The sequence below is a fragment of the Campylobacter concisus genome, assembly GCF_003049705.1.
Lineage (GTDB): Bacteria > Campylobacterota > Campylobacteria > Campylobacterales > Campylobacteraceae > Campylobacter_A > Campylobacter_A concisus_AR.
In genome coordinates, this window is sequence record NZ_PIRF01000004.1 from 101,324 (window position 1) to 125,557 (window position 24,234).

A 24,234-nucleotide genomic window follows, 5' to 3' on the forward strand; every position below is an offset into this window, starting at 1 on the left:
AAATATCTTAAGATGTATGCTAAATTTGCATATATAAATCATCATCAGATACCGATAAAATCGTACTAAAAATAGTTTAAGTTTTTGCTTGATTTAAGCAAGATTTCACTACAATCAAATCCTAAATTTAGATTTTCAAGCTATCATTTCGCAAAAATTAAGGAAAATCATGCAACCTATTTTTACGACGCAAATCATCAAATTTAAAGGCGCGCAAAAAAGCGCCGTTGATGATATTTTGGTGCGCGAGATCAAGCTTGAGATCTACATAAACGGCAAGCGTTTCGGCGCAGTGATGGCCACTCCGACCGATCAGGAGGCGCTAGCGGCGGGCTATCTAATCAGCGAAAATTTGATCGAGAGTCCTGAGGATATCGAGAGTATCGAGCTCTCAGAGGACGCTTTAAGCGTGCGGGTAAAGGCCAAAATCAACGAAAAGCGCCTCGAGCAGTTTGATGAGGAAAAGGTGATAATCAGCGGCTGCGGACGCAGCTCGACGGCAAACATCGACCCTGAGGCTATGGCGGCGCGCTCGATAAAGGGCGAGGTTAAATTTCACAAAGACGAAATTTTGCGCCAGATGGGGCAGTTTTACACGCAGTGCGAGCTCTACGAGATGACTGGCTGCGTGCACACGGCTAAGCTTTTTGTTAGCGGCGAGCAGTTTTATATCGGCGAGGATATCGCTCAGCACAACACTATAGATAAGGCCGTCGGTAAGGCGGTATTAGCCGGCGCGCAGCTGCAAAATTCGTTTTTGATGGTGAGCGGGAGGCTCAGCTCCGAGATGGTGGCAAAAGCCGTCATGCACGGCATCCCAGTGCTCGTCTCGCGCACGGCTCCGACTAGCCTTGGCGTCGTGATAGCGCGTAAATTTAACCTCACGCTGTGCGGCTTTGCGCGCGGCGAAAACATAAATGTATATAGCGGCGCGGAGAGAATCTATGAGTGAGCAAATCCGCGAACTGATAACCAAACTGCTAAATCCAAAGGGCAGGCTAGACTGCGGTGCGGCGTTTAGGATCGCCGCAAAACTAGGCGTAGAGGTCGGTCTGGTTAGCGACGAGGCCGAAAAAATGGGCGTAAAGATCGACAACTGCGAGCTAGGGCAGTTTGGCGGGCTGGAAAACGGACGGGGCAAATACACCGTGATGACGCAGCTAAAGCAGATGACCGACGAAAAAGACAGAATCCTGTGCAAAGACGCTAGAAACGCGGCTGCGGGCGTGGGGCTAAAGACGATCCGATCAACGTTAAGAGACTATAAAATCGACGTAAAATACTGCCAGTTGGGGTGTTTTAAGGAGAAGAAAGGAAAAAAGATGAGAGTAAAAACCAAAACCTGGATAGAAAACGACGAGGGCGAGCTGATCTTCGGTAAGGGCAAAACCGAAGTCCTAGACGTCATCGCCGAGGTCGGCTCGATCTCAAAGGCCGCCGAAATCCTAGGCATGAACTATAAAAAATGCTGGAATCATCTGCAAATTTTGCAAAAAAATCTAAAAGAGGAGCTTTTTACGACTAGGCAAGGCGGCGGCGAAAACGCCGGCACGACGCTAAACGAGCGCGCGCATGAGCTCATAAACGCCTATAGGCAGCTACAAAACGATATCGAGGACTTTGCGGATAAGCGCTTTAAGGAGCTATTTTTGAAAAAAGACGGCGAGAAAAAGGACTCGACCAAAGACGACGCAAAAGATAAAAAGAAATAAAACCACATCAAATTTAAGGGAGAAAAAATGTACGTAAAACTAAACGATAGGGTCTATCTAAACAAAGACAAGATCACTAGAATAAAGGTAGATAGCGTCCAAGACGGTATCAGGATTCGCTTCTACGAGGGGCAAAATCAGGTCGCTAAAAGCGGACGCTTCGAGAGCGAAGCAAAAGCTATCGAGTGGCTAGAGAAAAATTTTATAAACAAATAATAAAATGGTCGTGAGCCTCTGTGGCTCGCGATTCTCTGCTTTATTAAGTTAAATTTGCCGCTTTGCGGTTAAATTTAGCTTGCTCAAATTTAATCTCCAAATTTACTAAATCATTTCCACCGCAAAAGCCCTAAATTCGTGAAAATTTACTATAATTACCGCATCAAATTTAAAGAGTAAAAATGCTAAATTTAGACGAAATACGAAAAAATATCATACTAAAACATGGCGTGCACTATTTTGATTATACCGCTTCGGGGCTTGCTTATGAGCCCGTAGAGCGCGAGATAGCAGACATCCTCAAAACCTACGCCAACACCCACTCCGACAGTAGCTCAAGCGCCATCATCACGCAGCGACGCTACGAGGGCGCGAGAGAGAGCCTAAAAAAGCTACTTGGGCTTGACGAGCGGTTTTATCTCATCGCCTGTGGGCAGGGTGCGACGGCAGCGATCAAGAAATTTCAGGAGCTGCTTGGCATCTACCTGCCGCCTGCAACCAGAAGCGCGATCGGCGAGGCAAATTTACGCGCCGCGCAGCCTCCGCTCGTGCTCGTTTCGCCGTACGAACACCACTCAAACGAGCTTAGCTTTCGCGAGGGGCTTTGCGACTACATGCGCGTGCCGCTTAGTGAATCAGGCGAGATCGATCTGCTAGCGCTTGAGCGCATCCTGAAGCTAAATACCGGACGCCGCATTATTGGCTCGTTTAGCGCCGCCTCGAACGTCACGGGCGTCGTCAGCGATTATAAAAAGATCAGCGAGCTAATCAGAGCTGCGGGCGGTATCGTGGCCTTTGACTGCGCGGCGCTGAGCTCGCATGCAAATTTAGACTGCGATCATTTCGACGCGATTTTCCTCTCGCCGCATAAGTTGCTCGGAGGGCCTGCAAGCTGCGGGCTTTTGGCGATCAAAAAAGAGCTGCTTAACAGCGATGTGCCGACATTTGCCGCGGGCGGGACGGTCGCCTACGCCAGCCGCGAAGGGCACGTGTTTTTGAAAAATCCCGAGCAGCTAGAGGAGGGCGGTACGCCGCCTATTATCGGGCTTATGCGGGCAAATTTGGCTTATGCGCTGCGAAACGAGGTGGGCTTCGAGCAAATAAAAAGCATAGAGGACGAGCTCGCACGGCTTTTTGAGCGCGAGCTAGCAGGCATTGACGAGGTCATAAGCTACGCTCCAAAGGGCGCGCCGCGACTGCCGATAATTTCGTTTAACGTGCGCGGCGTCTCGGCGTATGATTTCGCCGCGAGCCTTAGCAATGACTTCGGTATCCAGACGCGCGCGGGCGTGATGTGCGCGGGGCCGTACGCTCACGATCTGCTGGGTATCAAGGAGGGGCGTATGCCGGAAAGCAAGCCCGGCTTTGTGCGCGTGAGCCTGCACTACACGCACACCGAGCAGGACGTGCTATATCTCACGGGCGCGATAAAATCCTGCATCAAAAAGCACCGTGACCTTTGGGGCGAGGAAAAGGCGATGTATGAGATGTTCAGCGGGAAGATTTAGCCTTATGATAGTGGTTAATTAGAAGCAAAATAAATAAATTTAAAGAGGCGCAACTAATGAAAATTCAAATAATATCTTACTCCACAATATTTAAAATAAATGATCCGCATATATCTCAGACCATTAGTACTTTTGATCGTCCGAGAAGCTTTGATGAGTTTGATCTAAATATTATAGATTTAAATAGTCCCAAATTGTGGAGTTTCAGTCTTGAAGACCAAAAATGCAACAGGGCCATATATTGTATTAAAACATTAAAAGAAATTATGGAGAACTCTAAAAAAGCATGTCTATCATATTAATGCCTACGAACACAAAAGTATCATTGCTTCGTTCTGGAGGCTTAACTACTCAAACTATTTTAATTAAAGATATTATCAATCAAATTAATTATGGATTGCGTGAATTAACTTTGTCTGACGTGCGGCTAAGATATGAAATAAGTACAACAACCATAGACGAACAGGATTTTTATTCGGATTTTGTATTTGACGATGCAGATTACGAAACTATCAAGCGGTCTAATGGTGGTAAAAGCACAATAATAAAACATAATGAAAGACTATATTCTACTACCCTTCTCATAAAAAATACAGCCAACGATTTAGGAATTTTAATATCATTTATTCTTTCTAGATTTAAAAAATCCGATGTTCCTGATTGGTTTAACAGTTTGGAATACTTTGATGATGCTGCGTTAAAAAATAAGCGTAGTGAATTATTGGATATGTATCGGCAAATTAAAAATATAGACGGGCAAATTTATAAAAATAATAGATTTAAATCAATCCTATATTCAAATGGAGATGAGTTGATTGGTGTGGTAAAGGAAATTTTAGTAGATATTTTTAAGTTGCAAGATGATTATTTTATAGATGTAAAAAAAGAAGATTTTAGATTCGAATGTGGAAATATGAACTTTATAGTAGAAATAAAAGGGATAAACACAAACGTTAAAAATAGCAATATAGCACAATGCAAGAAACATGTAACTGATTTTTTAATAGCCGAAGATAATACTATGTCTCCTGATAACGTAAAGGGACTACTGATAATTAATCCTCAACGCGACATAGATCCTAGCAAAAGAGAGCCGATACATGCCAATCAAATAAGTTATGCAAAAAGTGAAGGTATATTAATAATAACGACTTTAGAATTACTAAAATTATATCAAGCATATACTAAAGACGAGGTGGTTAGTAATAAGTGTTTTGAAATATTTAAAAATAACGTCGGTGAGTTTAAATTTGAATAAGAGGTAAAATAGATTTTGATTTATAAAAAAGGGCGCAAAGCGCGCCCAAATTTGCGCGAGTAGAGTCAAATTTGACCTAAACACGCGTAAAAATTAGTTTTTGCGACTGTTTGCGTCAGGCGTGAAAAGCGGCTTATCTAGCAGCTTAAAGTCGCCGATAAATTTCTGACCCTCTTCGCTCGTCGCCCACTCTATAAATTTATTTGCGTTTTCGATGTCGGCCTTAGCGCAGTGCTTCGGATTTACCGCGATTAGCGAGTAGAAGTTCTTTAGGTCGTTGTCGCCCTCGTTGATGATGACCATCTCAGGCGCGCCTTTTTTGGTGTCCTCGTACTTGATGTAGGTGCCGCGGTCGGTGAACGTCACGCCCTTTTGCTCGGCTGCAGCGTTGATGGTAGCTAGCATGCCTTGGCCGGTTTGCATATACCAGCCGTCTTTTTCAGGCACTTCGCCGATGATTTTTTTCCAGATACCTTTTTCTTTGTTGTCAGTGCCTGATTTATCGCCGCGAGAGAAAAATTTGATATTCTCTTTTTTGATCAGCTCAAAGCTCTCTTTTATGTCTTTGCCTTTAAATTTATCGGCGATAGATTTATCGGCGATAACGACGAAATCATTGTACATTACGGCTTTTCTCTCGACGCCAAAGCCTTTTTCTACGAATTCTTTCTCAACTTTTGGCGAATGCACGAAAAGTATGTCTGCATCGCAGTTTTCGCCGAGTTTCAAGGCCGCTCCGGTGCCTACCGCCGTCCATTTGATATCGACGCCGGTTTTTGCCTTATACGCAGGGTAGATCGCGTCTAGTAGCCCCGTGTTATCGGTGCTGGTGGTGGTAGCCATGATGAGTTCGCTATCGCCCGCAAACGCCAAAACGCTCGCGATTAGCGAGCCTAATATTACTTTTTTCATTTTTCTCCTTTTTTAAAAGTATGCTATTATAGCACATTAAATTAACCTTAGAAATATGCGGAGAAAGAATATTTGGATTTTTTATTAAACGGATTTTTGGAGGCTTTTAGGCTGCTTTTTAGCGGCGACGAGGAGACGTATTCGGCGATCAGGGCGACGCTTTACACTTCGAGCGTCTCGATATTTTTTGCGATTTTAGTCGGCTTTCCGCTTGGATTTACGCTGGGATTTTACGATTTTCGCGGACGGCGAGTATTACGATTGCTTAGCGATACGGCGCTTGCGATGCCGACAGTTGCGATCGGGCTTATTTTATACGCGTTTATCACGCGAAACGGCCCGTTTGGCGAGTTTGGACTGCTTTTTACGCTAAAGGCCGTGATGCTCGGCCAGTTCGTGCTGGCTCTGCCTATCATCGTCTCGCTAAGCGCTAGCGTCGTGGAAAATATGGACAAAAAGCACTATCTAACCATCCTAAATTTACGTCTGAGCGCACCTAGGCTCGTTGGCTGCGTGCTGTACGAGCTGAGGTATGCTCTGATGGTGGTCGTAGCGACGGCGTACGGGCGTATCGTGGCCGAGGTCGGCGTGGCGATGATGATCGGCGGAAATATCAAATACTTCACTCGCACGATTACTACTGCAGTGTCGCTGGAGACGAACAAGGGCGAGTTTGCGATGGGTATCGCGCTTGCGTTGGTACTTATCTTTATCGCATTTGCCGTAAATTTGACGATACACATGCTAAAAAGGCTGGATAAATGAAATTTGATAAATTTAGAAAATTTACGCTCGCAAAAAGCGGGCTAGGCGCGTCAAATTTGAGCTTTTTTGTAAATTTAACGAGAAAGGCGCGCAGTGATAAACGTTAGAAATTTACGCCTAAACTACGGTACGAGCGAGATTTTAAACATCCCGCGCCTTGATATCGACGTTAGCAAAATCACCGCGCTAACTGGCGGCAACGGCAGCGGCAAAAGCACGCTGATGCGAGTGATGTCGTTTTTGCAAAAGCCCACTAGCGGCGAAGTGCGGCTGTGGGGGAGCAGCGCGCCGAGTCTAAATTTACTGCGCGAAGTTAGCGTTTTGTTGCCCGAACCCGCGCTTTTAAAACGCTCCGTGAGGGAAAATTTTAGAGCCGTTTTAAAAAGCCGCGGAGTGCTAGCTGAATTTGAGCAAAGGGCGAGCGAGGCGTTAAATTTGGTCGGGCTTGACGAGAGCTTTTTAAGCAAGCGCCACTTTGAGCTTAGCTCGGGACAGACGCAGCGCATTAGCTTTGCGTTAAATTTGGCGCTTAGATCGCGTCTATATCTACTCGACGAGCCGACAAATAGCGTGGACGTGGGCACTTCAAAACTTTTTGGCAAGGCGGTGCTTTACATGCGGCAAAGATACGGCTGCGGCTTTGTGATCGCTAGCCACGACGACAAATGGCTAAGCGCGGTCGCCGAAGAAAACGTCTTTTTGCACAAGGGCCGCGTGTGCGAATTTGAATACAAAAATGTATTTGACTCGCGGGACGGGGTTTTAAAATTTGACGAAAATGCGAGCGTAAATTTGCCGCAAAATTTACGTAACGCCGTAAAGATCGCCGTAAATCCAAGCAAAATAACGCTAAGCAAAACGCCGATAGATGGGTATTTGGGCGGCATCTTGCACTCGGTTTCGCTCTATCTTGGCAAAGAGCTTTTGGTGAAAATCAAAGTCGGCGACTTTTTGATTAAAACGCTGGCGGCGAATTCGCAAAATTTTAGAGTCGGCGAAAATATTTATTTTAAATTTGACGAGGAAGCGTTTTTGGGGCTTGAGTGAGCCCTGAAATTTTGCAAATTTCGCTTCAAATTTTAAATTTAGACTCGTTTAACGCCCGTTAAAAGAGCCTAGTTAAAAGTAAACATCAAAATGAAGCGTAAATGCAATATATATGCTGAAATTTCATATTTATTTTACCTCCTAAAATTCGCCGTAAGCAATATGCAACTAAGGCATATTTAAGCATATATTAATTTTTTTGATTTATTTTTTTTTAAGTATAAGAAATAAGCCAAAAAGTAGTATAGTTTCACAATCGAGAAAAATCTCAAAAAATAGACAAAAATGATATAAGGAAGGCGATGACTAGCAAGGGTGAATTTGCGGCGGGACGTGGGCTTTACTACTCGCTATTTTCGCGTTTTTTCGTTTTTAGCCAAGAAGCCGATAGATTTAGCGGCGTAAACGCGATGCTAGGCCTTGCCTCGGCGCACGCTCTAAACGAGGAATCGGCCGCCGCGATAATGCGCATACAGGCAAAATTCGACGAGAAAAATTCGCAAAATTTAGCGGATGAATTCGATGAAATTTTCCACGCTCTGCCAAGTCCGCTTAGAAACTCGCTGTCCTACTACGACGAGGGCTACGAGGTCGGACACGCCTGCGCAAAAGTGCGTAAAATTTTAGCCCGCACAGACATTAGGCGCGATGAGGCTAAATTTAAAGAAAACGAAGACAACGTGGGTTTCGTGTTTGCGCTAATGAGCGAATTTATCGCGCGAGAGAGCGAGCTGGAGCTATACGGCGAGCTTGAGGAGCAGCTTTTTAAAGAGATCATAAACCCAAACATCGACGAGTTTATAAATGATCTTTTTAACCACGAAAGCAGCGAAATTTATAAAGACGTCGCAGTGCTTTTGCAAGGATTTATAGAGTTTGAGCGCGTAGTTTTAAGCGCGCCGCGCCCTATAAATCAAGGCGAAAACAAAAAGACTTTGGACGGAGTTTCAAGATCCGAAGCCATAAGAAGACAAAAAAACAGAGTGAGAAAGCTAAAAGCTATGGAGGAAGAAAATGCAAAAAAATAGGCGAGAATTTTTAAAAAAGGCGGGGCTAGTCGGCGCGGTAGCGGCTACGGCCGGAGTAGCGACGGCAGCGGCGTCAAACCTAAAATACGGTAAAAGCAAAAAGACCGAGGTGCTTTATAAAAGAAGCAAAAACTGGGATCTATACTACGAACAAGCGAAATAATAAAATTTTAAGAAAGGATAAATATGTCTGAGGCAAATTTACGTCTTATGCCCCACTCAAACGCAGTCGGGCGAAGATCGTTTTTAAAAATGGCCGCGCTAGCGGGCGTAGCGGGCGGCATGAGCGGGCTGGCCGCTAGCGGCGTAACTAGAAGCGCCACAAAAGAAGAGATGGCAAATCCGTTTCCAAACTCTAAAATCGTAAAAACCATTTGTACGGTTTGCTCCGTTGGATGCGGAGTGCGCGCCGAGGTAGAAAACGGCGTTTGGGTACGCCAAGAAGTAGCCCAAGATCACCCGGTAAGTGCTGGCGGCCACTGCTGTAAAGGCAGCGACGTCATCGATATGGTGCGCTCTCACTGCCGCGTAAAATACCCGATGAAAAAAGTAGACGGCAAATGGAAACGTATCACCTACAAAGACGCGCTTGACGAGATCGGCGCCAAACTAAAAGCATATCGCGAGAAAAACCCTGAACAAGTGATGTTTCTAGGCTCCGCAAAAGACAGCAACGAGCAAAGCTACTACATCAGCAAATTTTCCGCGATGTTTGGGACAAACAACCTAGATCACCAAGCTAGAATTTGACATAGCGCAACAGTCGCCGGTGTGGCGAATACGTGGGGTTATGGAGCTATGACTAATCACCTTGGAGATATCCAGAATGCGAAGTCTATCTTTATAATCGGCGCAAATCCGGCTGTAAACCACCCGGTAGGATTTAGGCATTTTCTAAAAGCGAAGGAAAATAACGGTGCAAAGCTAATCGTGGTCGATCCAAGATATACAAGAACTGCGGCAAAGGCTGATTATTTCGCTCAAATTCGCCCAGGCACGGACATACCTTTCATGTACGGTATGATGAATCTCATCTTTGAAAACGGCTGGGAAGATAAGAAATTTATAGAAGACCGCACATACGGTATCAATGAGATCCGCAAAGAGGCTGCAAAATGGACGCCTGAAGTAGTAGAAGACGTAACGGGAGTGCCGGCTGCGACGCTAAAAGAGATAACCGAAGTTTTTGCTAAAAATCGACCGGGATCAGTCGTTTGGGCGATGGGTCTAACTCAGCACACCATAGGCAGCTCAAACACTCGTATCGCTCCGATCCTGCAACTAATACTAGGAAATATGGGCGTAAGCGGCGGCGGCTGCAACATCTTGCGCGGTCACGATAACGTACAAGGCGCTAGCGATATGGCAAACGCCCCTGATAGCTTGCCCGGATACTACGCTAAAAACGAAGCCACGTGGAAATATTTTGCCAAAATGTGGAAAGTAGACTACGAGTGGTTGCAGGGTAACTTTATAAAACCTGAATGGATGTTTAAGCCGGGATTTACCCTAGCTCGCTGGTGGGCGGGCGTACTTGACGGCAAAAACGGCAATGACCAGGTTGAAAACGCAGGCTATAGCCTAAAAGCCCTAATCGTCATCGGCAACGGCATCACCTCGACCGCGCAACAAGTAAAAGTACAGGAGGGCCTTGACGGCCTTGAGCTTTTGGTTCTAGTAGATCCTTTCGTAAACGACGCCGGCGTTATAACAAATAAAAAAGACGGCGTCTATCTACTGCCTGCAGCGACGCAGTTTGAAACTAGCGGCACGGTCGTAGCTACAAACCGTAGCGGTCAGTGGAGAAGCCAGGTTGTAGAGCCTCTTTTTGAGAGTATGCCGGATCACGAAATTTTGTTTGAGCTTGCCAAAAGGCTAGGCTACTATGACGAGCTAACGCGCACGATCAGAGACTCTGAGGGCAAGATCGAGTGGCCAGAAGCTGCTACTCGCGAGATCGCTAGCATCGTAAAAAGCATCGGCCTAACCGGCTGGACGCCAGAGCGTCTAAAACGCCATCAGGCTAACTGGGATAAATTTGACGAAAAAACGTTAATAGGCAAAGAGGGCACCGAGGTGGCTGGCGAATACTACGGCTTGCCGTGGCCTTGCTGGACGGAAAAACACCCGGGCAGTCCAAATTTATACGATATAAGCAGACCGGTAATGCAAGGCGGCATGGGCTTTAGAAACCGCTTCGGCTTAGAGCATAACGGCGTAAATCAGCTAGCAGCCGACGGTAGCGCGCCTGTAGGCGGAGCGCAAAGCGGCGGGTATCCGGAGATCAAAAAAGATAACATCGAAAAGATACTAGGCATCACGCTAACGGATGAAGAGCGCGAAAAAATGGGCGCTACTTGGGCGACCGACGGTAGCGGTATAATTGCCGAAAAATGCATGGAAAAGGGCATCGCTCCGTACGGCAACGCAAGAGCTAGAGCGGTAGTTTGGACCTTCGTAGATCAGATACCGCAGCACAGAGAGCCGCTACATACACCTCGCCAAGACCTTGCGCAGAAGTATCCGAGCTTTGAGGATAAGCCGAATCACTACCGCGTATTTACGAAATACAAGAGCTTGCAGCTAAGCAAGGACTTCTCAAAAGAGTTCCCGATAAATTTGACTACGGGACGCCTTGTAAACTTTAGCGGTGCTGGCATGGAAACCCGTGCTAGTATGTATCTATCTCGCATCACGCCTGAGATGTTTGCAGATATCCATCCTGAGCTTGCGGCTAAACACGGCATTAAAAACTGGGATTTCGTATGGATTCATTCGCCTGAAGGCACGAAGATCAGGGTACGCGCTAGAGTCGTACCGTCGGTTAAACCAGATACTATATTCTTGCCGTTTCACTGGGCTGGATACATGCAAGGCGTCGATATGACGGGTAATTTCCCTGACGGCACCAAGCCTTATGCGGTAGGCGAGAGCGCAAATACCGTCGCTAACTACGGCTACGATATAGTCACTCAAATCCCTGAAACCAAAAGCGGTCTATGCCGCATAGAAAAGGCGTAAAATGAGCGAATTTAACGATAACAATAGACTTAAATTTTACTGCGACGACGATAGATGCATCGACTGTAACGGCTGCGCGGTAGCTTGCGACGAGGCTCACGAGCTGCCTCTTGGCATCCGCCGCCGCCGCGTCATCACGCTAAACGAAGGCGTACCCAGTAAGGAAATATCAACCTCGATAGCCTGCATGCACTGCGAGGACGCTCCGTGCTCGCTGGTTTGCCCGGTTGATTGTTTTTATATCAGGAGCGATGGTATCGTGCTACACGATAAAGATATCTGCATCGGCTGCGGATACTGTCTATACGCGTGTCCGTTCGGCGCGCCTCAGTTCCCGCGCGATGGAGTGTTCGGCGCCAAAGGCTCGATGGATAAGTGCACGATGTGTGCAGGCGGTCCGCTACCGACAAATAGCGAAGCCGAGCGCGAAGAGTACGGTCAGGATAGAATTTCAGAAGGCAAAGTGCCGGTTTGTGCGGCGATGTGCTCGACAAAGGCGCTGCTAGTAGGCGAATCAGCGATGATAGAAAAAATCTACGGCGATAGAGTCAAGGCACGCGGCTACGGCTTTAAAGACCTAAAGCAAACTCTGACTTGGAAGCTCGCCTACTATGCTGGCGATAGGCTTAAGATAAAATCTTAAAATTTAGCTCGCTCTCGCCGAGATTGCAGGAGCGAGCAATCTCATCAAATTTGACGCAGTTTGGCTGCGTCAAATTTAACTCGCACTTCTTTGATTTCATTAAATTTTACATGGGTAGTTCGTTAAATTTGACTCACACTTCTTTAGCTTTATTAAATTTTACGCGGTAGTTCGTCAAATTTGAATGCAGGCAAATTTAAAATAAAAATGGATAAATTTTAGCAGAAAAAAGGGCGGTCTCCCGCCCTAAATTTACGCTCTAACAGGCGATAAATACGGATTTGCCGAGTGCATCGACATCTCGTTTTGCTCTCTAAATTTGATAAATTCCTCTTCGCTTAGACGCCTGATGTTTGCTATCGTCATCTTTAGCGGCGTGATGCCTGAGAGCGGATCGGGATCGCTGGCGTTGGCTAGCTCGTTACCGTCGGCCTCGCTATAGTGGAAGGTCGTAAATATCGTGCCTTCTTTTAGATCCGGATTTACGCGTAGTTTGGCCGCGATCTGGCCGCGTTTGTTTTGTACGAGCGCGTAGCAGCCCTCCTCTAGCTCCCTCTCGCGAGCGATATCGGGACTCACCTCTATGAGCGCGCCCTCGATGCCCGCACCGTATTCAAGAGCCGGACACTCTCTCGTCATCGTGCCCGTGTGGTAGTGATAGACCTTGCGTCCGGTCGTAAATAGGCACGGATATACCTCGTCGGGCACTTCGCTAAGCGCGCCGCTACCGACCGGATAGCCCTCCGGGATATTCATCTTGGCTCTAAATTCGGCCTCGGCTTTAGCGCGCTCCTCTTTATCGTCTACGTAAAGTACCGGCGCGAAGCGGAATTTACCGCCAGGCAGCATGGACTTATGATCTGCGTAAAGCACGGGCGTACCCGGATGCTCCTCGTCGGGGCACGGCCAGCTGATACCGCCTAGTTTGCCTAGTCTATAGTAGCTGATACCACCGAAAAATTTAGGCATAAGCTCCCTTAGCTCGTTCCAAATTTGCTCAGGGCTCGCAAAATCAAACCCCTCTAGTCCCATGCGGTTTGCGATGTTGCAAACGACCTTCCAATCAGGCTCCACGCCGTTAACGGGCTCGCTAGCCTTGCGAGTGCGTTGGACGCGGCGAGAGGTGTTGATAAAGGTTCCGTCCTTTTCGCCCCAGCCCGCGGCAGGTAATACGACGTCGGCCTTGTGCGCGCTTTCTGTGAAAAACAAATCCTGCACGATAAAGCAGTCTAGATGATGTACGGCGTGGACGAAGTGCTCGGTCCAAGGATCGCTCATTACGGGGTTTTCGCCGTAGACGTAGAGAACTTTTAGCTCGCCGCTATCCATTTTATCGGGTGCTTGCGTTAGCTTAAAGCCAGGAACCGGATTTAGCTCAAAGTGCCATACTTTGCGCGCTTGCTCCTGCGCGTAAGGGCTGTTTACCGCGCCTGCCGGGATGACGTTAGGCAGCGCGCCCATGTCGCATGCACCCTGGACGTTGTTTTGACCGCGCAGAGGGTTTACGCCAGCGCCCTTTTTGCCCAAATTCCCCGTTAAAACGGCTAAATTTGATAGCGAAAAGACGTTTGACGTGCCGTCGCTAAACTGCGTGATACCCATCGTGTAGCAAATCGCCGCCGCGCCTGCTTTAGCATACATCCTAGCTGCCTCTATGATGAGCTCTTTTTTTATACCGGTTTCGCGCTCGAAACGCTCAGGCGTAAAGTCCTTGACCGCTTCTTTTAGATATTCAAATCCCTCGGAGTACTTCTCGATAAATTCGCTATCTTGTAAATTTTCGGCGATTATGACGTGCATCATCGTATTTAGCGTTTTGATATTCGCTCCGATCGGGATTTGCAAGAAAATATCGGCTTTTTTAGCCATATCGGTGCGCTTTGGATCTACGACGATCATCTTGGCGCCGCGCTGAAGTCCGCGCTGCATCTGCATAGCGATGATCGGGTGGCACTCGCTCGTGTTGGTACCGATGAGTAAAAATACGTCCGTATCGGTCGCAAATTCTACCAAATCATTAGTCATCGTTCCGTTTCCTAGCGTGCTGGCAAGACCTGCCACTGTAGGAGCGTGTCAAAGACGGGCGCAGTGATCGACGTTGTTGCTACCCTGGGCGCGGAAAAATTTCTGGAAAACATAGTTGTCTTCGTTATTTGAGCGCGCAGAGCTAAAGCCCATGATCGAGCTTGGGCCGTATTTTTCGACGGTGGATTTAAATTTATCCGCGAGGAAATCATAAACCTCCTCAAAACTCACTTCTTCAAGCTCTCCGCGCTTGTCGTAAACGCCGTTTAGCTTTCTCATCATCGGTCGGCTTAAGCGTTTAGGAGAGTTTACGAACTCCCATCCGAACATTCCTTTTAAGCAAAGCTCGCCGTCGTTTACGTGGTGGTCTTTGCTAGGTTTGGCATCTACGATTCTACCGTTTCGCACGATAAGATCGATGCCGCAACCCGTACCGCAATATGGACAGGTGGTCTTTACGATCTCTTCCATTTTTGATCCTTTCTGGTATTACTGAAAATTATGAGATTATTATACAACTGCAAATGTAAATTTAGTTTTAAAATTAGTATATTTTTTTAAGAATTATTTAAGTAATATGCAAATTTAGCATATTACTCTTTTGGCTAAATTTGTCTTTAAAATCGTATTTTGAAAGCAAAATCACATATTGGTCATTTTGATAAAATTTGTCCTACCGGTACCCACTCTATAACAATCTATTAAAGATTTCTTGCTGCCGATAACTTGCTTATATCTCCATCCCATCCCTACTGTATGCTTTGCCTTTTATCTCATTTTTTATCTCTGTAGGCTCATCATCCAGTAGCTTACTAAAATTCGGTATTAAATTGCTTATTTTTGAGATAAAATTAATAACCTTCGTTTTAAAGCTTTCTAATATAGTTAACTTATCCTGTAAATTTTCTATCCTTTCGTCTTTAACTTTTACTTCTTCTTCTAGCTCAGATATTCTTTGAACTTTGCCATTTATAGAAGTTTGTAGTTTAACGATTTGTAGTAGCTTGCTTTCATTGTCTTCCTTTAAGGCATTCTCGTTACTTAACGACGCCTCCAGCTCTTCGTTTCTTTGTTTCAAAGACTGATTTGTTTTTTCTTTGCTTTCTAGATCTGTATTAGCTTTTTTAAGCTTGCTTTGTAGGGCATCGCTTTGGTCGGCTTTTTGTTTTAGTTTATCTATTTGCGCTATATCAGCTTCAATATTTTCTAATCGGCTTTTTAATTTATTGTTTTCATCTTCTTTTTGGATTAGCTCGGCCGAGAGGTTGCTTATTTGCAAATTCCTATCTTTTATAATATTGTCTTGATTGTTTAGGTTCGCGTTAATCTCTTTTAGATTTTTATTTTCTTGGATTAGATTTTCATTGGATTGATCCAGCTCGTTATTTTTTGCAATTATCTCACCCTTGTTTATTAGTTGATTCGTTAGCTCGTAAACCCTTTGTTTTAGTTCTACGTCGGTAACTATACTTATATTATTTTGCATTTGATCTAATACTAAATTCGTAAGACTCGTTATAAAAGTCTTATCGTCCTCGATTTCCAATCTCAAATAGTCTTTGCCGAACATAGACTCTTTCTTTTTTATATACTTTCTTGCTTCATCGACTATGGATTGTCTAATTTTATTTTTAAACTTTTGCTCATTACTATACTCTTTTTCGGTTTTGTGCATTTGTTTTATATTTTTATGCCTCATCTTAGAGCCTAGCTCGCCGCGCAATGCTATGCCCTTAAACGCCGCCCCTCCCATTTCTTGCATACTTCTGCCGAATTTTAGCGTTTCGCCCTTGCCGTTAAACCTAAGATTTTTATGGTTTTCAAATTGGTAATTCGTAAAAATAAGCTGATAATGCTTAGTTTTCTAATCGTTGTGCTCAGCGATTAGCAGGCATTTAACGCCGTATTTAGCGCAATAATCGTTTGCAAATCTTCTAACTCTGTCGAGCGAGACCTGAGCGTTGATAAAATTTACTTCGGTTTTATTTAGCCCTTCTTTGGATTCTTTATTCCGATCGGTGCCGAAACTTATGACTATTTCGGAAAACCCGACCATATTTTCTCGCCAACGATTCTTTACCACCTTGCCGTTTTTATAGATTTTAGTTTGGGCTTCGTAGTCGGCCTTCATTTTTTCGTGGTATTTTTTCAAGAGTGCTTTTATATACTTTCTATCGCTAAATTCCCTATCGCTATTAGGCATCTCTCGCATATTGCCGTTATCGTTATATTCGCTAAGCACTATGTATCTATTATTACGGCTGTTGCCTCTAAGATATCCGATCTTAGAGGCGTGCTTAACCTCTCTAACATTGTGCTCATACCTTATAATAGCCTTTTTGAGCGTCAAGAATTCGCTTCTTACACAAAGAACTAGGCTGTGTCCGCCTATTTGAAGAGCATCACTCATTTTTAGTCCTTTTCTTTATTATCTACTATAGAAATTAAGAGCATGTTTTAACCCTTTTTTGAAAAATATAAGTCGCAATGTCCGTTATCGCAAACGCTATGCGAGAATTCTTTGCATCTCCCATCTTTATATAACGCGGAATATCTCTGCCCTGCGATATACGAAGATCAAGAGTAGATACGCCGATGCCAAGAACCCCTGCGGTTTGCTTTCTGTCTAGAACTACCTTTCCTTTATATTGGCTAGATATGTGCTCAAGAAGCGTTTTGTACTCTACATCGTTATATAGTTCGTTAAGCATCCCATTTTCTCCTTATGCTTATTCTTATATAACTAATTATATGTACTTTTCATTTACTCTTGTTATTTTGAGTAGTTTTTGGATAGTTTTTGAAAAATTTTTAATACCCTATGATTCCTTAGGGTATTTTAGAGTAATTTAGGATAAAAAATGTTTTCTTGTTTTTAAAAACAAAAATAAAGCATCTTAGATTGACTTAGAAAACATGGCGAGAAATTGGAATATTAAAAAATTTCGGGAACAAACAGGGAACAAATTTTATAAAACTAAGAAAACTTAAAGCTCTTGAAACATTGTAAAAATCGGGGTTTTAAAAGGATTTTTGAATATAAATGGCTCCGGATGCTGGGTTCGAACCAGCGACCAAGTGATTAACAGTCACCTACTCTACCGCTGAGCTAATCCGGAACACTTGAAAAGAGCTCGTATTATAGACGAAAAGATATGTTTTGTCAATAAATTTTAGCTTAATTTATAAAAAATTGTACAGAGCCCAATAAATTTTTATAAAAGGCTACAACTAGCCTTTTATAAATCCACTTGCAATAACCTTATCGCCATCATACATAACACAAAGCTGGCCTTGTGCCACACCAAGTGCATTTTGATTTAGCGTTAGTTTTGCTGTTTTATTCTCTTTATCAACCTCAACAAAAGCATCAAGTTTAGGGCTTCTATATCTTATCTTGGTTTCGCACTCAAATTTATCTTTATCTATAAACAAATTTACGTTTTCAAGCTCGACTACCTTTTGAGCCAAGTCATCTTTTGTTCCTACAACGATCTCGTTTTTATCGGCATTTATCTTTATAACGAAATGTGGCTCATGAGCACCAAAAACCTCAAAACCACGGCGCTTACCGATAGTATAGTGCATATAACCTTGGTGGCGACCGATTATTTTGCCGTCTTTATCAACTACGTTTCCTGGCAAATTTGTATTGTAATGCCTATTTAAAACCTCGATATAAGTATCTTCCACAAAGCAAATTTCACTACTTTCTGCCTGCGTAGCAAATTCTTCAAGCACTTTTACACTTCTTGCAAGCTCTTTTATATCTTTTTTAAATTTATCCCCAAGCGGGAAAATAACATCTTTTAATATCTCTTTTGGCACTTGGGCTAAAAAGTAGCTTTGATCCTTGCTAGGATCTTTTGCGCATGTGATAAATCCATCAATAACTTGCACATAATGCCCAGTAGCAAGCTTCTCACAGCCATTTGCCTTTGCAAAATCAAGCAGTGCACCAAGCTTTATAAATTTATTGCACAAAGCACAAGGATTTGGCGTCTTGCCCTCTTTATAGAGCTTCACAAAAGGATCATAGACAAACTCGTTAAATTTATCCTGCAGATCCAAAATATGCACCTTTATGCCAAGATACTCGCCTACTTTTTTTACTTTTCTGATATTTTCTTCGTGATATCCTGGCTTTTGATGTAGCATCATATAGCAACCTTGTACTTCATGACCAGCTTCTTGCAGAAATTTAGCCGTCATAGTGCTATCTACACCACCGCTCATTGCGACCATTATTTTCATATTTTTTACCTCTTTGAAATTTAAAAGGGGATATTTTATATCTTATTTTTAAATAGCCAAAATTTCATCTACAATAAGCTCTAAATCATCGGTGATTTTGTATAAATTTATATCTTCTTTTTTTATTGTTTTTTGGCTAACTAGCGTATTTTTTATAAATTCATCAAGCCCTTGCCAAAACTCGCTCCCAAAAAGAAAAATTTTTACTTTTTTACTACCAACTTGAGCAAGTACTAAAATTTCAAAAAGTTCATCAAGGGTGCCAAAGCCACCCGGAAAGACGACAAATGCGACTGAACGATCGGTAAGTGCAAATTTTCTTGGGCTTAAATTTGAAAAGAGGTATTTTGCCGTAACGTAAGGGTTTGTATTTTGTTCAAACGGAAGCCTCACATTTAGGGCTATGCTTGGCGATTTTGCACTATCAAACGCGCCCTTGTTTGCGGCTCTCATTATGCCGTCTCCGCCACCAGTTAAGATGGCATATCCTAGCTCGTTTAGCTTATAAGCTAGTTCATAAGCCTTTTTGCAGTAAAAATTATCTTCCTCAAATCTAGCCGAGCCAAAGAAGGTAACATTTTTATTTTTATATTTTAAGACGTTTGGAAAATTTAAAAGATCGCTAACTAATTCATTATTCATTATTTTAACTGTTGAAGCCTCTCGCGTTTTGAGCCTATCTGAGTGATCTGGATGCCAAAGTTTCCATCGATTATTACAACTTCACCAAGAGCTATTACCTTATCGCCGATCAAAATTTCTAGTGGATCATTTGCTAATTGATTTAACTCGATAACTGAGCCAATATCCATGGTAAGCACATCTTTTAAAAGCATTCTTTTTGAGCCGATACGAACACGAATAGGCAGCCTAACATCCATTATAAGCCCGATATTTCTCATCTCTTCAGCGCTAAAGTCACCCTTAGCTACGTGAGGAGCGCTCGCTGGTGCAGCTGGTGCTTCGGTCTTTGTTGGCTCAAAAAATTTCATCAACGAATGATCGCAAGCAAAACCGATATGCTCACTTAGATCTTCGATTTTGACATTAAATAAAAATAACTTTTCATAAACACTAAAATCAAGCGAAGAATTTTCATCTAAAAAATTTACATTTATTACTTCAAAATTTATCTTTGGCATGCCCTTTTGAGCACCCAAAGATGTACTAAAAGCACTAAAAAGATTTGAAAATATCTCTTTTGCGGCGTCAAGCTCATCACTGCCTAAATTTTCATTCTTTGAAATTTCCTCTTCACCCATCATCCATTCGCTAATGGCACTTATTAAAACTGGAGTACATACTATCTCTGTTTTAGCATTGATATCGCCACTTAAAGAGATATTAGCCATCACTACCGGCGGTTTTATGCCATTTTGCGTTGGTGCATCAAATTCATTTCTTTCACCAACCTCAGGAGCTCTGCCCGTAAGTCCTTCGATAGTAGCTTTTAATTCGTTAGAAAATATATTAAAAAAATCATTCATCATCTTCGTCGTCCTCTTCTTCTTCCATTTTGCGCTCATTAGCTTCATACGCCATTAGCTTTGCTTTTCGCTCTTCTTCGTATTTTTCTAAGATATTTTTGATCTCATCTTTATCAGAGCGTATTAACTGCTCAATCCTTATAGATTTTCTAAATCTATGAAGCCCAACTTCGGCCAAGAAAACTTCTTTTTTATCGATACAAACGATCGCCTTATCATCAGCTCCTCTATCAAGCCTTAAAATATCGCCTTCTTTTAAATTTAAAAACTCATTTACGCTAATGATCGACTTGCCAAGTATGGCTTCATATAAAATTTCTGCTCGTCCAATAAGTGTTTTTAGCTCTTTATTTCTACTTTTTTTTGCACTGGTTTCACCAAGCATAATATCTCTGTTTGCAAGGCGTGAGAGTATCGGTTCAAGATAGATGACTGGATAGCATAAATTTATCATACCGCTTGATCCGCCAACTATGATCTCCATAACGACCATGATGACGATCTCATTTTGAGAGACGATCTGTACGACATTTGGACTGCTCTCTTTAGCTTCCACATTTGGATACATATCAGTTATCATCGACCAGCTCTCTTTAAGACGCTGCATGATCATTCTAAGCACCGCATCAAGTAAATTTACTTCAATGTCGGTTAGTTCTCTATTTGCCTCAAAATTTTCACCAGTTCCGCCAAGCAAACGATCTATCATCGGAAAGGCAATACTTGGATTTATCTCCAAAACACAGTTTCCATCAAGCGGTTTTATAGAAAAGACGTTGAAACTAGTTGGACTTGGTAAACTCATCAAAAACTCGCCATAAGTCATTTGATCAACACTGTGAAGTCTGATCTCGACGATACTTCTCATAACACTAGAAATTTGACTAGCCAAATTTCTGGCAAGCTTATCATGGATGCCTTTTATCGCACGAAGTTGCTCTTTACTAACGCGGTTTGGACGCTTAAAATCATAAATAATAATCTGCTTTTGTTCGCCCTGCGATCTCTCTTCAACCTCGATATTACTTGTATCGCCGTCTTCATCAACAACTTCAAGTAGCGCGTCTATCTCTTCTTGACTTAAAATATCAGCCATTAAACCCCCAAGCTACGCCTGATACGATCAAGCAAACGTTTATGAATTTGTGAAATTCTACTCTCGCTGATATTCATGATCTGGCTTATCTCTTTTAAATTTAGCTCTTCATAATAATAAAGCTGAACCAACATCTGATCTCTTTCGTCAAAATCTTTTAAAGCTTCTTCTATTTTTAAAATGAGATCCTCTCTCTCAATGCTTTTCTCGACATCATTTTGACCAATTAGCTCCATTTGCTCGTCTATTGGCAAAATAGTGATAATACCGCTAATGCCTCTTGCCTCTCTTATCTTCTCAATATCTTCATTAAGCTTTTCGGCCAAATACTCATCGCTTGGCTCTTCTTCAAATTCATTAAAATAGTTATCTATCTCGCTATTTATGCTCTTTACTAGCTTTCTATCGCTTCTGCTAACAACATCAAGCGTCCTTAGATAATCAAGCATAGAGCCATAAATTCTCTTTTTGCCATAACCCCAAAAAGAGTCATTTTGCTCCTTGTCATACTTCCTGCTAAGTTTTATCATCTCTTCGACGCCAATGCTTATTAGGTCATTTGTATCTATGCTTGATGGCAACCTCTCTTTAAGCCTAAACGCCATTGCACGCAGTGCTGGCATATATTTTAAGACGATTTCGTCTTGTTCTTTTTTTATCGTGTTTTTATAAGCGTTAAGCTGCTTTTGCTTTAACTCGTGCATTTCGTTTACCAGAATCAAAATTTTCAGTAGTCATTTTTACCATAATATTTTCCATACGCTTTTCTCTAGTATTTAGCTCAGAGATGAGATAGTCTGCGATCTCTTCGTGTTTTTGTTTATCAAAAATTTTAGTTAAAGCTCTTTTCACATCGATGTAGTTCATGATAACAATGTGAATTATAAGATAAAAAAACAAAGTAATAACTAGTGTATAAACAAGCATTTCGATAGGCTCACTCACCTTTAGCAAGGTAAAAACTATACCTACAAAAAAACCACAAACCGTAAAAAATGCTATAAAATTTTCTGCACGCAAAGCTCAATCTCCATTAAAATTGTTCTATCAAACGCTTAAAGAAGCCCCCAAAGCTCCTGCTTTGCTCATCGTCAAGCACTTTTCGTTCCAACCTATAAAGTAAATTCGAAGCTATCTGTTTTATCTGAGCACTAGGCTCAGCATAAGCAGCGTCGTCTGTAAAAAGCGTTCGTTGTTTTATGCTTCTTGAAACATTCTTATCAGAAGCCACAAATCCTATAAGCTCTAAATTTAAGCTAGGCCCGATATTTGCATTAGCAACGCGTTTGATATTTTCATAAATTCTAGTCGCTTCTGCCTCATTTTTTACCATATTTAAAAGCAAAAGCTCACTATTTTTAAACCTTGAAACGATCTTTATGACAGCGTACGCATCGGTTATCGCCGCAGGATCAGGCACGGTCACCACTACAACCTCATCAGCCGCTTCTAAAAACAGCTGCGTACTACCGCCTATGCCAGCTCCGGTGTCAATGATCAAAAAATCAAGCTCATCAAGCTCGCTCGCCTCATCCAAAAACCTCTCAAATAAAAATTGATTGTTAAATTTTAAAATTTCATCGCCGCTCTCGCCAGGAATGAGGATCAAATTTTTATTTATAGGTATCAAGATATCTTTTAGGCTGCACTCACCTTTTAGCACGTGAAGTAAATTTTTACCCATTTTTACATTTAGGATGACATCAAGGTTTGCAAGACCGATATCAGCGTCAAAAAGCCCTACTTTGTAGCCATTTTTTGATAAAACATTTGCTAAATTTGCGCTTATCGTACTCTTACCAACACCACCCTTACCGCTAGTTATCGCAATAAAATGTGTGTTTTTGCTTTTGCTTTGAGACTGGACTAAATTTTGTAGTTTTTGTGCTTGATTATTCATCGCTAGCCTTTTGCTTTGTAAAGCCGTCAAACACGCACTCTACTAAAAATTCACTCTTTGCCTCCACAAGATCATCAGGCACCTCTTGACCCACGCTAAAGTAGCTAACTGGCGTGTTTGTCTCATATATCAGCGAAAAGACATTGCCAAAAATTTTTGTCTCATCAAATTTGGTGATTATAAGTGTGTCGATGTCTAAAAACGAAAATCCATTATAAATTTCTATTAGATCTTCAACCTTTGAGCCAGCCGAAAGGACTAAATTTACATCAATCTTTGCGCCGCTATGCTTTAAAAATTTATCAAGCCTTTCGAGCTTTTCTTTGTCATACTGCGAATTTCCAGTCGTATCAATAAGTATCACATCACAATAATTAAGCTGTTTGATAGCATTTTGAAAGTCATCTATCTCGATAACATCTAGAATAGGCAGCTTCATCATTTTAGCGTATTGAAATAACTGCTCAACCGCTCCGATACGGTACGTATCAAGCGTGATGATGCCTGTCTTATAGCGCTTTTCATTGCCGTAAGCAAAACGAGCAGCTAGCTTTGCAAGAGTCGTCGTCTTACCAACTCCAGTTGGACCAACTAGCATCATGATACGTTGTTTTTTATCGTTTGGCTCTTTTCTGCAAGGTAGCATATTGCGTAAAAGTGAGTAGAAATATCTCTTTACAGCAGCTGGATTGTTCTTCATCGAAACTGGCAAATTTTCAAGCGTCGTCTGCATGATAGCCTCTAAATGCTCATCTTTCATGCCGCTTTGTTTTGCGAGTTTATAGATGCTGGCAAACTCTGGTGGGATCGAAAGATTATTGCGATTTGGGGCTTTTTCATCCCAGATCATGTCAGTTATGAGCCCTATTTTTTCGCTTAGCACGCTTACTTGCTTTACCACATCGTCTATTTTTTTATTCATGCCATTTGGTATGCTTGACTCTTTATCTTTGACGTCATCGATATTTACATTTGCGATCGTGCTTATCTCTTTTGCAGCAGCTGAGATATTTAAAAGCACGCTCTCGTTTGGATCGTAAGGCTCGGGTGATGCTGTCTTTGCCTCAAATTTAGCCGGTTCTTCTTTTATCTCAAATTTTGGCTTAGCAGGTTCATAGTTTTTATTAAATTTAGAGTAGGCATTTTCATAATTTATGGCTTTTGTATTTGGTTTTAGGGGTTGCTTCACGTCGTCCTCTTCGACGCTTACTAAAATTTCATAAAGCGGTTTTTTATTTATCGTTTTGGCTTGAATCTGTTTTGTAGTAACTAGTATGGCCTTTTCGCCGCACGTTTCTTGAGCCTTTTTCAAAGCCTCGATGGTGCTCTCTCCTGTAAAAGTATGAAATTTTGTAGCCATTT

At 42.7% G+C, this 24,234-nt stretch carries 25 protein-coding genes and 1 tRNA gene; 12 read left to right on the forward strand and 14 right to left on the reverse strand.

Translation table 11 applies throughout. The features are described from left to right. Positions 1–169: 169 nt before the first annotated feature. The 6 genes from fdhD to CVT05_RS05465 all read left to right on the forward strand — a co-directional run bounded on the left by fdhD (position 170) and on the right by CVT05_RS05465 (position 4,694). Positions 170–952, forward strand: a complete 783-nt coding sequence (gene fdhD, locus CVT05_RS05440) for a formate dehydrogenase accessory sulfurtransferase FdhD (RefSeq protein ID WP_107698092.1) — start codon at positions 170–172, stop codon at positions 950–952. After that, positions 945–1,712 carry a winged helix-turn-helix domain-containing protein gene (locus CVT05_RS05445; protein WP_107698093.1) on the forward strand — a complete coding sequence of 256 codons (768 nt, stop codon included), beginning with the start codon at positions 945–947 and terminating at the stop codon, positions 1,710–1,712. Before fdhD ends, CVT05_RS05445 begins: the two co-directional genes overlap by 8 nt. A 27-nt stretch (positions 1,713–1,739) precedes the next feature. Then, positions 1,740–1,928 carry a hypothetical protein gene (locus tag CVT05_RS05450; RefSeq protein ID WP_004320751.1) on the forward strand — a complete coding sequence of 63 codons (189 nt, stop codon included), beginning with the start codon at positions 1,740–1,742 and terminating at the stop codon, positions 1,926–1,928. A gap of 182 nt (positions 1,929–2,110) precedes the next feature. Beyond that, positions 2,111–3,436 carry an aminotransferase class V-fold PLP-dependent enzyme gene (locus tag CVT05_RS05455; protein WP_107698094.1) on the forward strand — a complete coding sequence of 442 codons (1,326 nt, stop codon included), beginning with the start codon at positions 2,111–2,113 and terminating at the stop codon, positions 3,434–3,436. A 56-nt stretch (positions 3,437–3,492) separates the two neighbouring features. Beyond that, positions 3,493–3,738 (forward strand): hypothetical protein, encoded by a 246-nt coding sequence (locus CVT05_RS05460; RefSeq protein ID WP_107698095.1) that lies wholly within the window; start codon positions 3,493–3,495, stop codon positions 3,736–3,738. Further along, on the forward strand, positions 3,723–4,694 hold the full coding sequence (locus tag CVT05_RS05465; RefSeq protein ID WP_107698096.1) for a hypothetical protein: 972 nt from the start codon (positions 3,723–3,725) through the stop codon (positions 4,692–4,694). The genes CVT05_RS05460 and CVT05_RS05465 overlap by 16 nt, the downstream gene beginning before the upstream one ends. Positions 4,695–4,787: 93 nt before the next feature. On the opposite strand, the gene tupA is transcribed toward CVT05_RS05465, so the two are convergent. Beyond that, positions 4,788–5,606 (reverse strand): tungstate ABC transporter substrate-binding protein TupA, encoded by an 819-nt coding sequence (gene tupA, locus CVT05_RS05470; RefSeq protein WP_002951010.1) that lies wholly within the window; start codon positions 5,604–5,606, stop codon positions 4,788–4,790. Between the two features lie 72 nt (positions 5,607–5,678). On the opposite strand from tupA, the gene tupB reads away from it, so the two are divergent. The 6 genes from tupB (at position 5,679) to fdh3B (ending at position 12,110) form a co-directional block, all read left to right on the forward strand. Continuing rightward, positions 5,679–6,371, forward strand: a complete 693-nt coding sequence (gene tupB / locus CVT05_RS05475; RefSeq protein ID WP_107698097.1) for a tungstate ABC transporter permease TupB — start codon at positions 5,679–5,681, stop codon at positions 6,369–6,371. A gap of 93 nt (positions 6,372–6,464) precedes the next feature. Then, positions 6,465–7,418 (forward strand): tungstate ABC transporter ATP-binding protein TupC, encoded by a 954-nt coding sequence (tupC, locus tag CVT05_RS05480; protein WP_107698098.1) that lies wholly within the window; start codon positions 6,465–6,467, stop codon positions 7,416–7,418. A gap of 302 nt (positions 7,419–7,720) precedes the next feature. After that, positions 7,721–8,446 carry a molecular chaperone gene (locus CVT05_RS05485; protein ID WP_103604459.1) on the forward strand — a complete coding sequence of 242 codons (726 nt, stop codon included), beginning with the start codon at positions 7,721–7,723 and terminating at the stop codon, positions 8,444–8,446. After that, on the forward strand, positions 8,433–8,609 hold the full coding sequence (locus CVT05_RS05490; protein ID WP_009496297.1) for a twin-arginine translocation signal domain-containing protein: 177 nt from the start codon (positions 8,433–8,435) through the stop codon (positions 8,607–8,609). Before CVT05_RS05485 ends, CVT05_RS05490 begins: the two co-directional genes overlap by 14 nt. Before the next feature lie 47 nt (positions 8,610–8,656). Next, complete coding sequence (locus CVT05_RS05500; RefSeq protein WP_234400568.1) at positions 8,657–11,467, forward strand: molybdopterin-dependent oxidoreductase; 2,811 nt, start codon at positions 8,657–8,659, stop codon at positions 11,465–11,467. 1 nt (position 11,468) lies between these two features. After that, positions 11,469–12,110: a formate dehydrogenase FDH3 subunit beta gene (fdh3B, locus tag CVT05_RS05505; protein ID WP_107698101.1), complete on the forward strand. Its 642-nt coding sequence runs from the start codon at positions 11,469–11,471 to the stop codon at positions 12,108–12,110. 252 nt (positions 12,111–12,362) lie between these two features. Here the strand turns inward: fdh3B and CVT05_RS05510 are convergent, their stop codons facing one another. The 13 genes from CVT05_RS05510 to flhF form a co-directional block, all read right to left on the reverse strand. Then, positions 12,363–14,606: a molybdopterin oxidoreductase family protein gene (locus CVT05_RS05510; RefSeq protein ID WP_234400558.1), complete on the reverse strand. Its 2,244-nt coding sequence runs from the start codon at positions 14,604–14,606 to the stop codon at positions 12,363–12,365. Positions 14,607–14,865: 259 nt separating this feature from the next. After that, positions 14,866–15,897: a hypothetical protein gene (locus CVT05_RS09510; RefSeq protein WP_234400559.1), complete on the reverse strand. Its 1,032-nt coding sequence runs from the start codon at positions 15,895–15,897 to the stop codon at positions 14,866–14,868. A 102-nt stretch (positions 15,898–15,999) separates the two neighbouring features. Continuing rightward, positions 16,000–16,545, reverse strand: coding sequence for a hypothetical protein (locus CVT05_RS09515; RefSeq protein WP_234400560.1), 546 nt, complete (start codon positions 16,543–16,545; stop codon positions 16,000–16,002). 34 nt (positions 16,546–16,579) lie between these two features. Then, the gene (locus CVT05_RS05525; protein ID WP_084040956.1) at positions 16,580–16,846 is read right to left on the reverse strand and encodes a helix-turn-helix transcriptional regulator; all 267 of its coding nucleotides are present in this window, start codon (positions 16,844–16,846) and stop codon (positions 16,580–16,582) included. A 333-nt stretch (positions 16,847–17,179) separates the two neighbouring features. Beyond that, positions 17,180–17,254: transfer RNA gene (locus CVT05_RS05530), tRNA-Asn, on the reverse strand. 112 nt (positions 17,255–17,366) lie between these two features. Next, a complete protein-coding gene (mnmA, locus tag CVT05_RS05535; protein WP_087585565.1) occupies positions 17,367–18,389 on the reverse strand; it encodes a tRNA 2-thiouridine(34) synthase MnmA in 1,023 nt (340 codons plus the stop codon). Between the two features lie 48 nt (positions 18,390–18,437). Next, positions 18,438–19,031 (reverse strand): TIGR00730 family Rossman fold protein, encoded by a 594-nt coding sequence (locus CVT05_RS05540; protein WP_107698102.1) that lies wholly within the window; start codon positions 19,029–19,031, stop codon positions 18,438–18,440. Next, positions 19,031–19,879, reverse strand: coding sequence for a flagellar motor switch protein FliY (fliY, locus tag CVT05_RS05545; RefSeq protein WP_085657666.1), 849 nt, complete (start codon positions 19,877–19,879; stop codon positions 19,031–19,033). Before fliY ends, CVT05_RS05540 begins: the two co-directional genes overlap by 1 nt. Next, the gene (fliM, locus tag CVT05_RS05550) at positions 19,869–20,972 is read right to left on the reverse strand and encodes a flagellar motor switch protein FliM (RefSeq protein ID WP_054196277.1); all 1,104 of its coding nucleotides are present in this window, start codon (positions 20,970–20,972) and stop codon (positions 19,869–19,871) included. The genes fliY and fliM overlap by 11 nt, the downstream gene beginning before the upstream one ends. Continuing rightward, the gene (locus CVT05_RS05555) at positions 20,972–21,676 is read right to left on the reverse strand and encodes an RNA polymerase sigma factor FliA (protein ID WP_107698103.1); all 705 of its coding nucleotides are present in this window, start codon (positions 21,674–21,676) and stop codon (positions 20,972–20,974) included. The genes fliM and CVT05_RS05555 overlap by 1 nt, the downstream gene beginning before the upstream one ends. Further along, a complete protein-coding gene (locus tag CVT05_RS05560) occupies positions 21,648–21,992 on the reverse strand; it encodes a hypothetical protein (protein WP_107698104.1) in 345 nt (114 codons plus the stop codon). The genes CVT05_RS05555 and CVT05_RS05560 overlap by 29 nt, the downstream gene beginning before the upstream one ends. 13 nt (positions 21,993–22,005) lie before the next feature. Continuing rightward, positions 22,006–22,872 (reverse strand): P-loop NTPase, encoded by an 867-nt coding sequence (locus tag CVT05_RS05565; protein WP_107698105.1) that lies wholly within the window; start codon positions 22,870–22,872, stop codon positions 22,006–22,008. Next, positions 22,865–24,232: a flagellar biosynthesis protein FlhF gene (flhF, locus tag CVT05_RS05570; RefSeq protein ID WP_107698106.1), complete on the reverse strand. Its 1,368-nt coding sequence runs from the start codon at positions 24,230–24,232 to the stop codon at positions 22,865–22,867. Before flhF ends, CVT05_RS05565 begins: the two co-directional genes overlap by 8 nt. Positions 24,233–24,234: the final 2 nt, after the last annotated feature.

Bases quoted from the DNA above. Each gene is read 5' to 3' on its own strand.
- fdhD (WP_107698092.1), top strand. From the start codon at position 170: ATGCAACCTATTTTTACGACGCAAATCATCAAATTTAAAGGCGCGCAA.
- CVT05_RS05445 (WP_107698093.1), top strand. From the start codon at position 945: ATGAGTGAGCAAATCCGCGAACTGATAACCAAACTGCTAAATCCAAAG.
- CVT05_RS05450 (WP_004320751.1), top strand. From the start codon at position 1,740: ATGTACGTAAAACTAAACGATAGGGTCTATCTAAACAAAGACAAGATC.
- CVT05_RS05455 (WP_107698094.1), top strand. From the start codon at position 2,111: ATGCTAAATTTAGACGAAATACGAAAAAATATCATACTAAAACATGGC.
- CVT05_RS05460 (WP_107698095.1), top strand. From the start codon at position 3,493: ATGAAAATTCAAATAATATCTTACTCCACAATATTTAAAATAAATGAT.
- CVT05_RS05465 (WP_107698096.1), top strand. From the start codon at position 3,723: ATGTCTATCATATTAATGCCTACGAACACAAAAGTATCATTGCTTCGT.
- tupA (WP_002951010.1), bottom strand. From the start codon at position 5,606: ATGAAAAAAGTAATATTAGGCTCGCTAATCGCGAGCGTTTTGGCGTTT.
- CVT05_RS05485 (WP_103604459.1), top strand. From the start codon at position 7,721: ATGACTAGCAAGGGTGAATTTGCGGCGGGACGTGGGCTTTACTACTCG.
- CVT05_RS05490 (WP_009496297.1), top strand. From the start codon at position 8,433: ATGCAAAAAAATAGGCGAGAATTTTTAAAAAAGGCGGGGCTAGTCGGC.
- fdh3B (WP_107698101.1), top strand. From the start codon at position 11,469: ATGAGCGAATTTAACGATAACAATAGACTTAAATTTTACTGCGACGAC.
- CVT05_RS09510 (WP_234400559.1), bottom strand. From the start codon at position 15,897: ATGCAAGAAATGGGAGGGGCGGCGTTTAAGGGCATAGCATTGCGCGGC.
- CVT05_RS09515 (WP_234400560.1), bottom strand. From the start codon at position 16,545: ATGAGTGATGCTCTTCAAATAGGCGGACACAGCCTAGTTCTTTGTGTA.
- CVT05_RS05525 (WP_084040956.1), bottom strand. From the start codon at position 16,846: ATGCTTAACGAACTATATAACGATGTAGAGTACAAAACGCTTCTTGAG.
- mnmA (WP_087585565.1), bottom strand. From the start codon at position 18,389: ATGAAAATAATGGTCGCAATGAGCGGTGGTGTAGATAGCACTATGACG.
- CVT05_RS05540 (WP_107698102.1), bottom strand. From the start codon at position 19,031: ATGAATAATGAATTAGTTAGCGATCTTTTAAATTTTCCAAACGTCTTA.
- fliY (WP_085657666.1), bottom strand. From the start codon at position 19,879: ATGATGAATGATTTTTTTAATATATTTTCTAACGAATTAAAAGCTACT.
- fliM (WP_054196277.1), bottom strand. From the start codon at position 20,972: ATGGCTGATATTTTAAGTCAAGAAGAGATAGACGCGCTACTTGAAGTT.
- CVT05_RS05555 (WP_107698103.1), bottom strand. From the start codon at position 21,676: ATGCACGAGTTAAAGCAAAAGCAGCTTAACGCTTATAAAAACACGATA.
- CVT05_RS05565 (WP_107698105.1), bottom strand. From the start codon at position 22,872: ATGAATAATCAAGCACAAAAACTACAAAATTTAGTCCAGTCTCAAAGC.
- flhF (WP_107698106.1), bottom strand. From the start codon at position 24,232: ATGGCTACAAAATTTCATACTTTTACAGGAGAGAGCACCATCGAGGCT.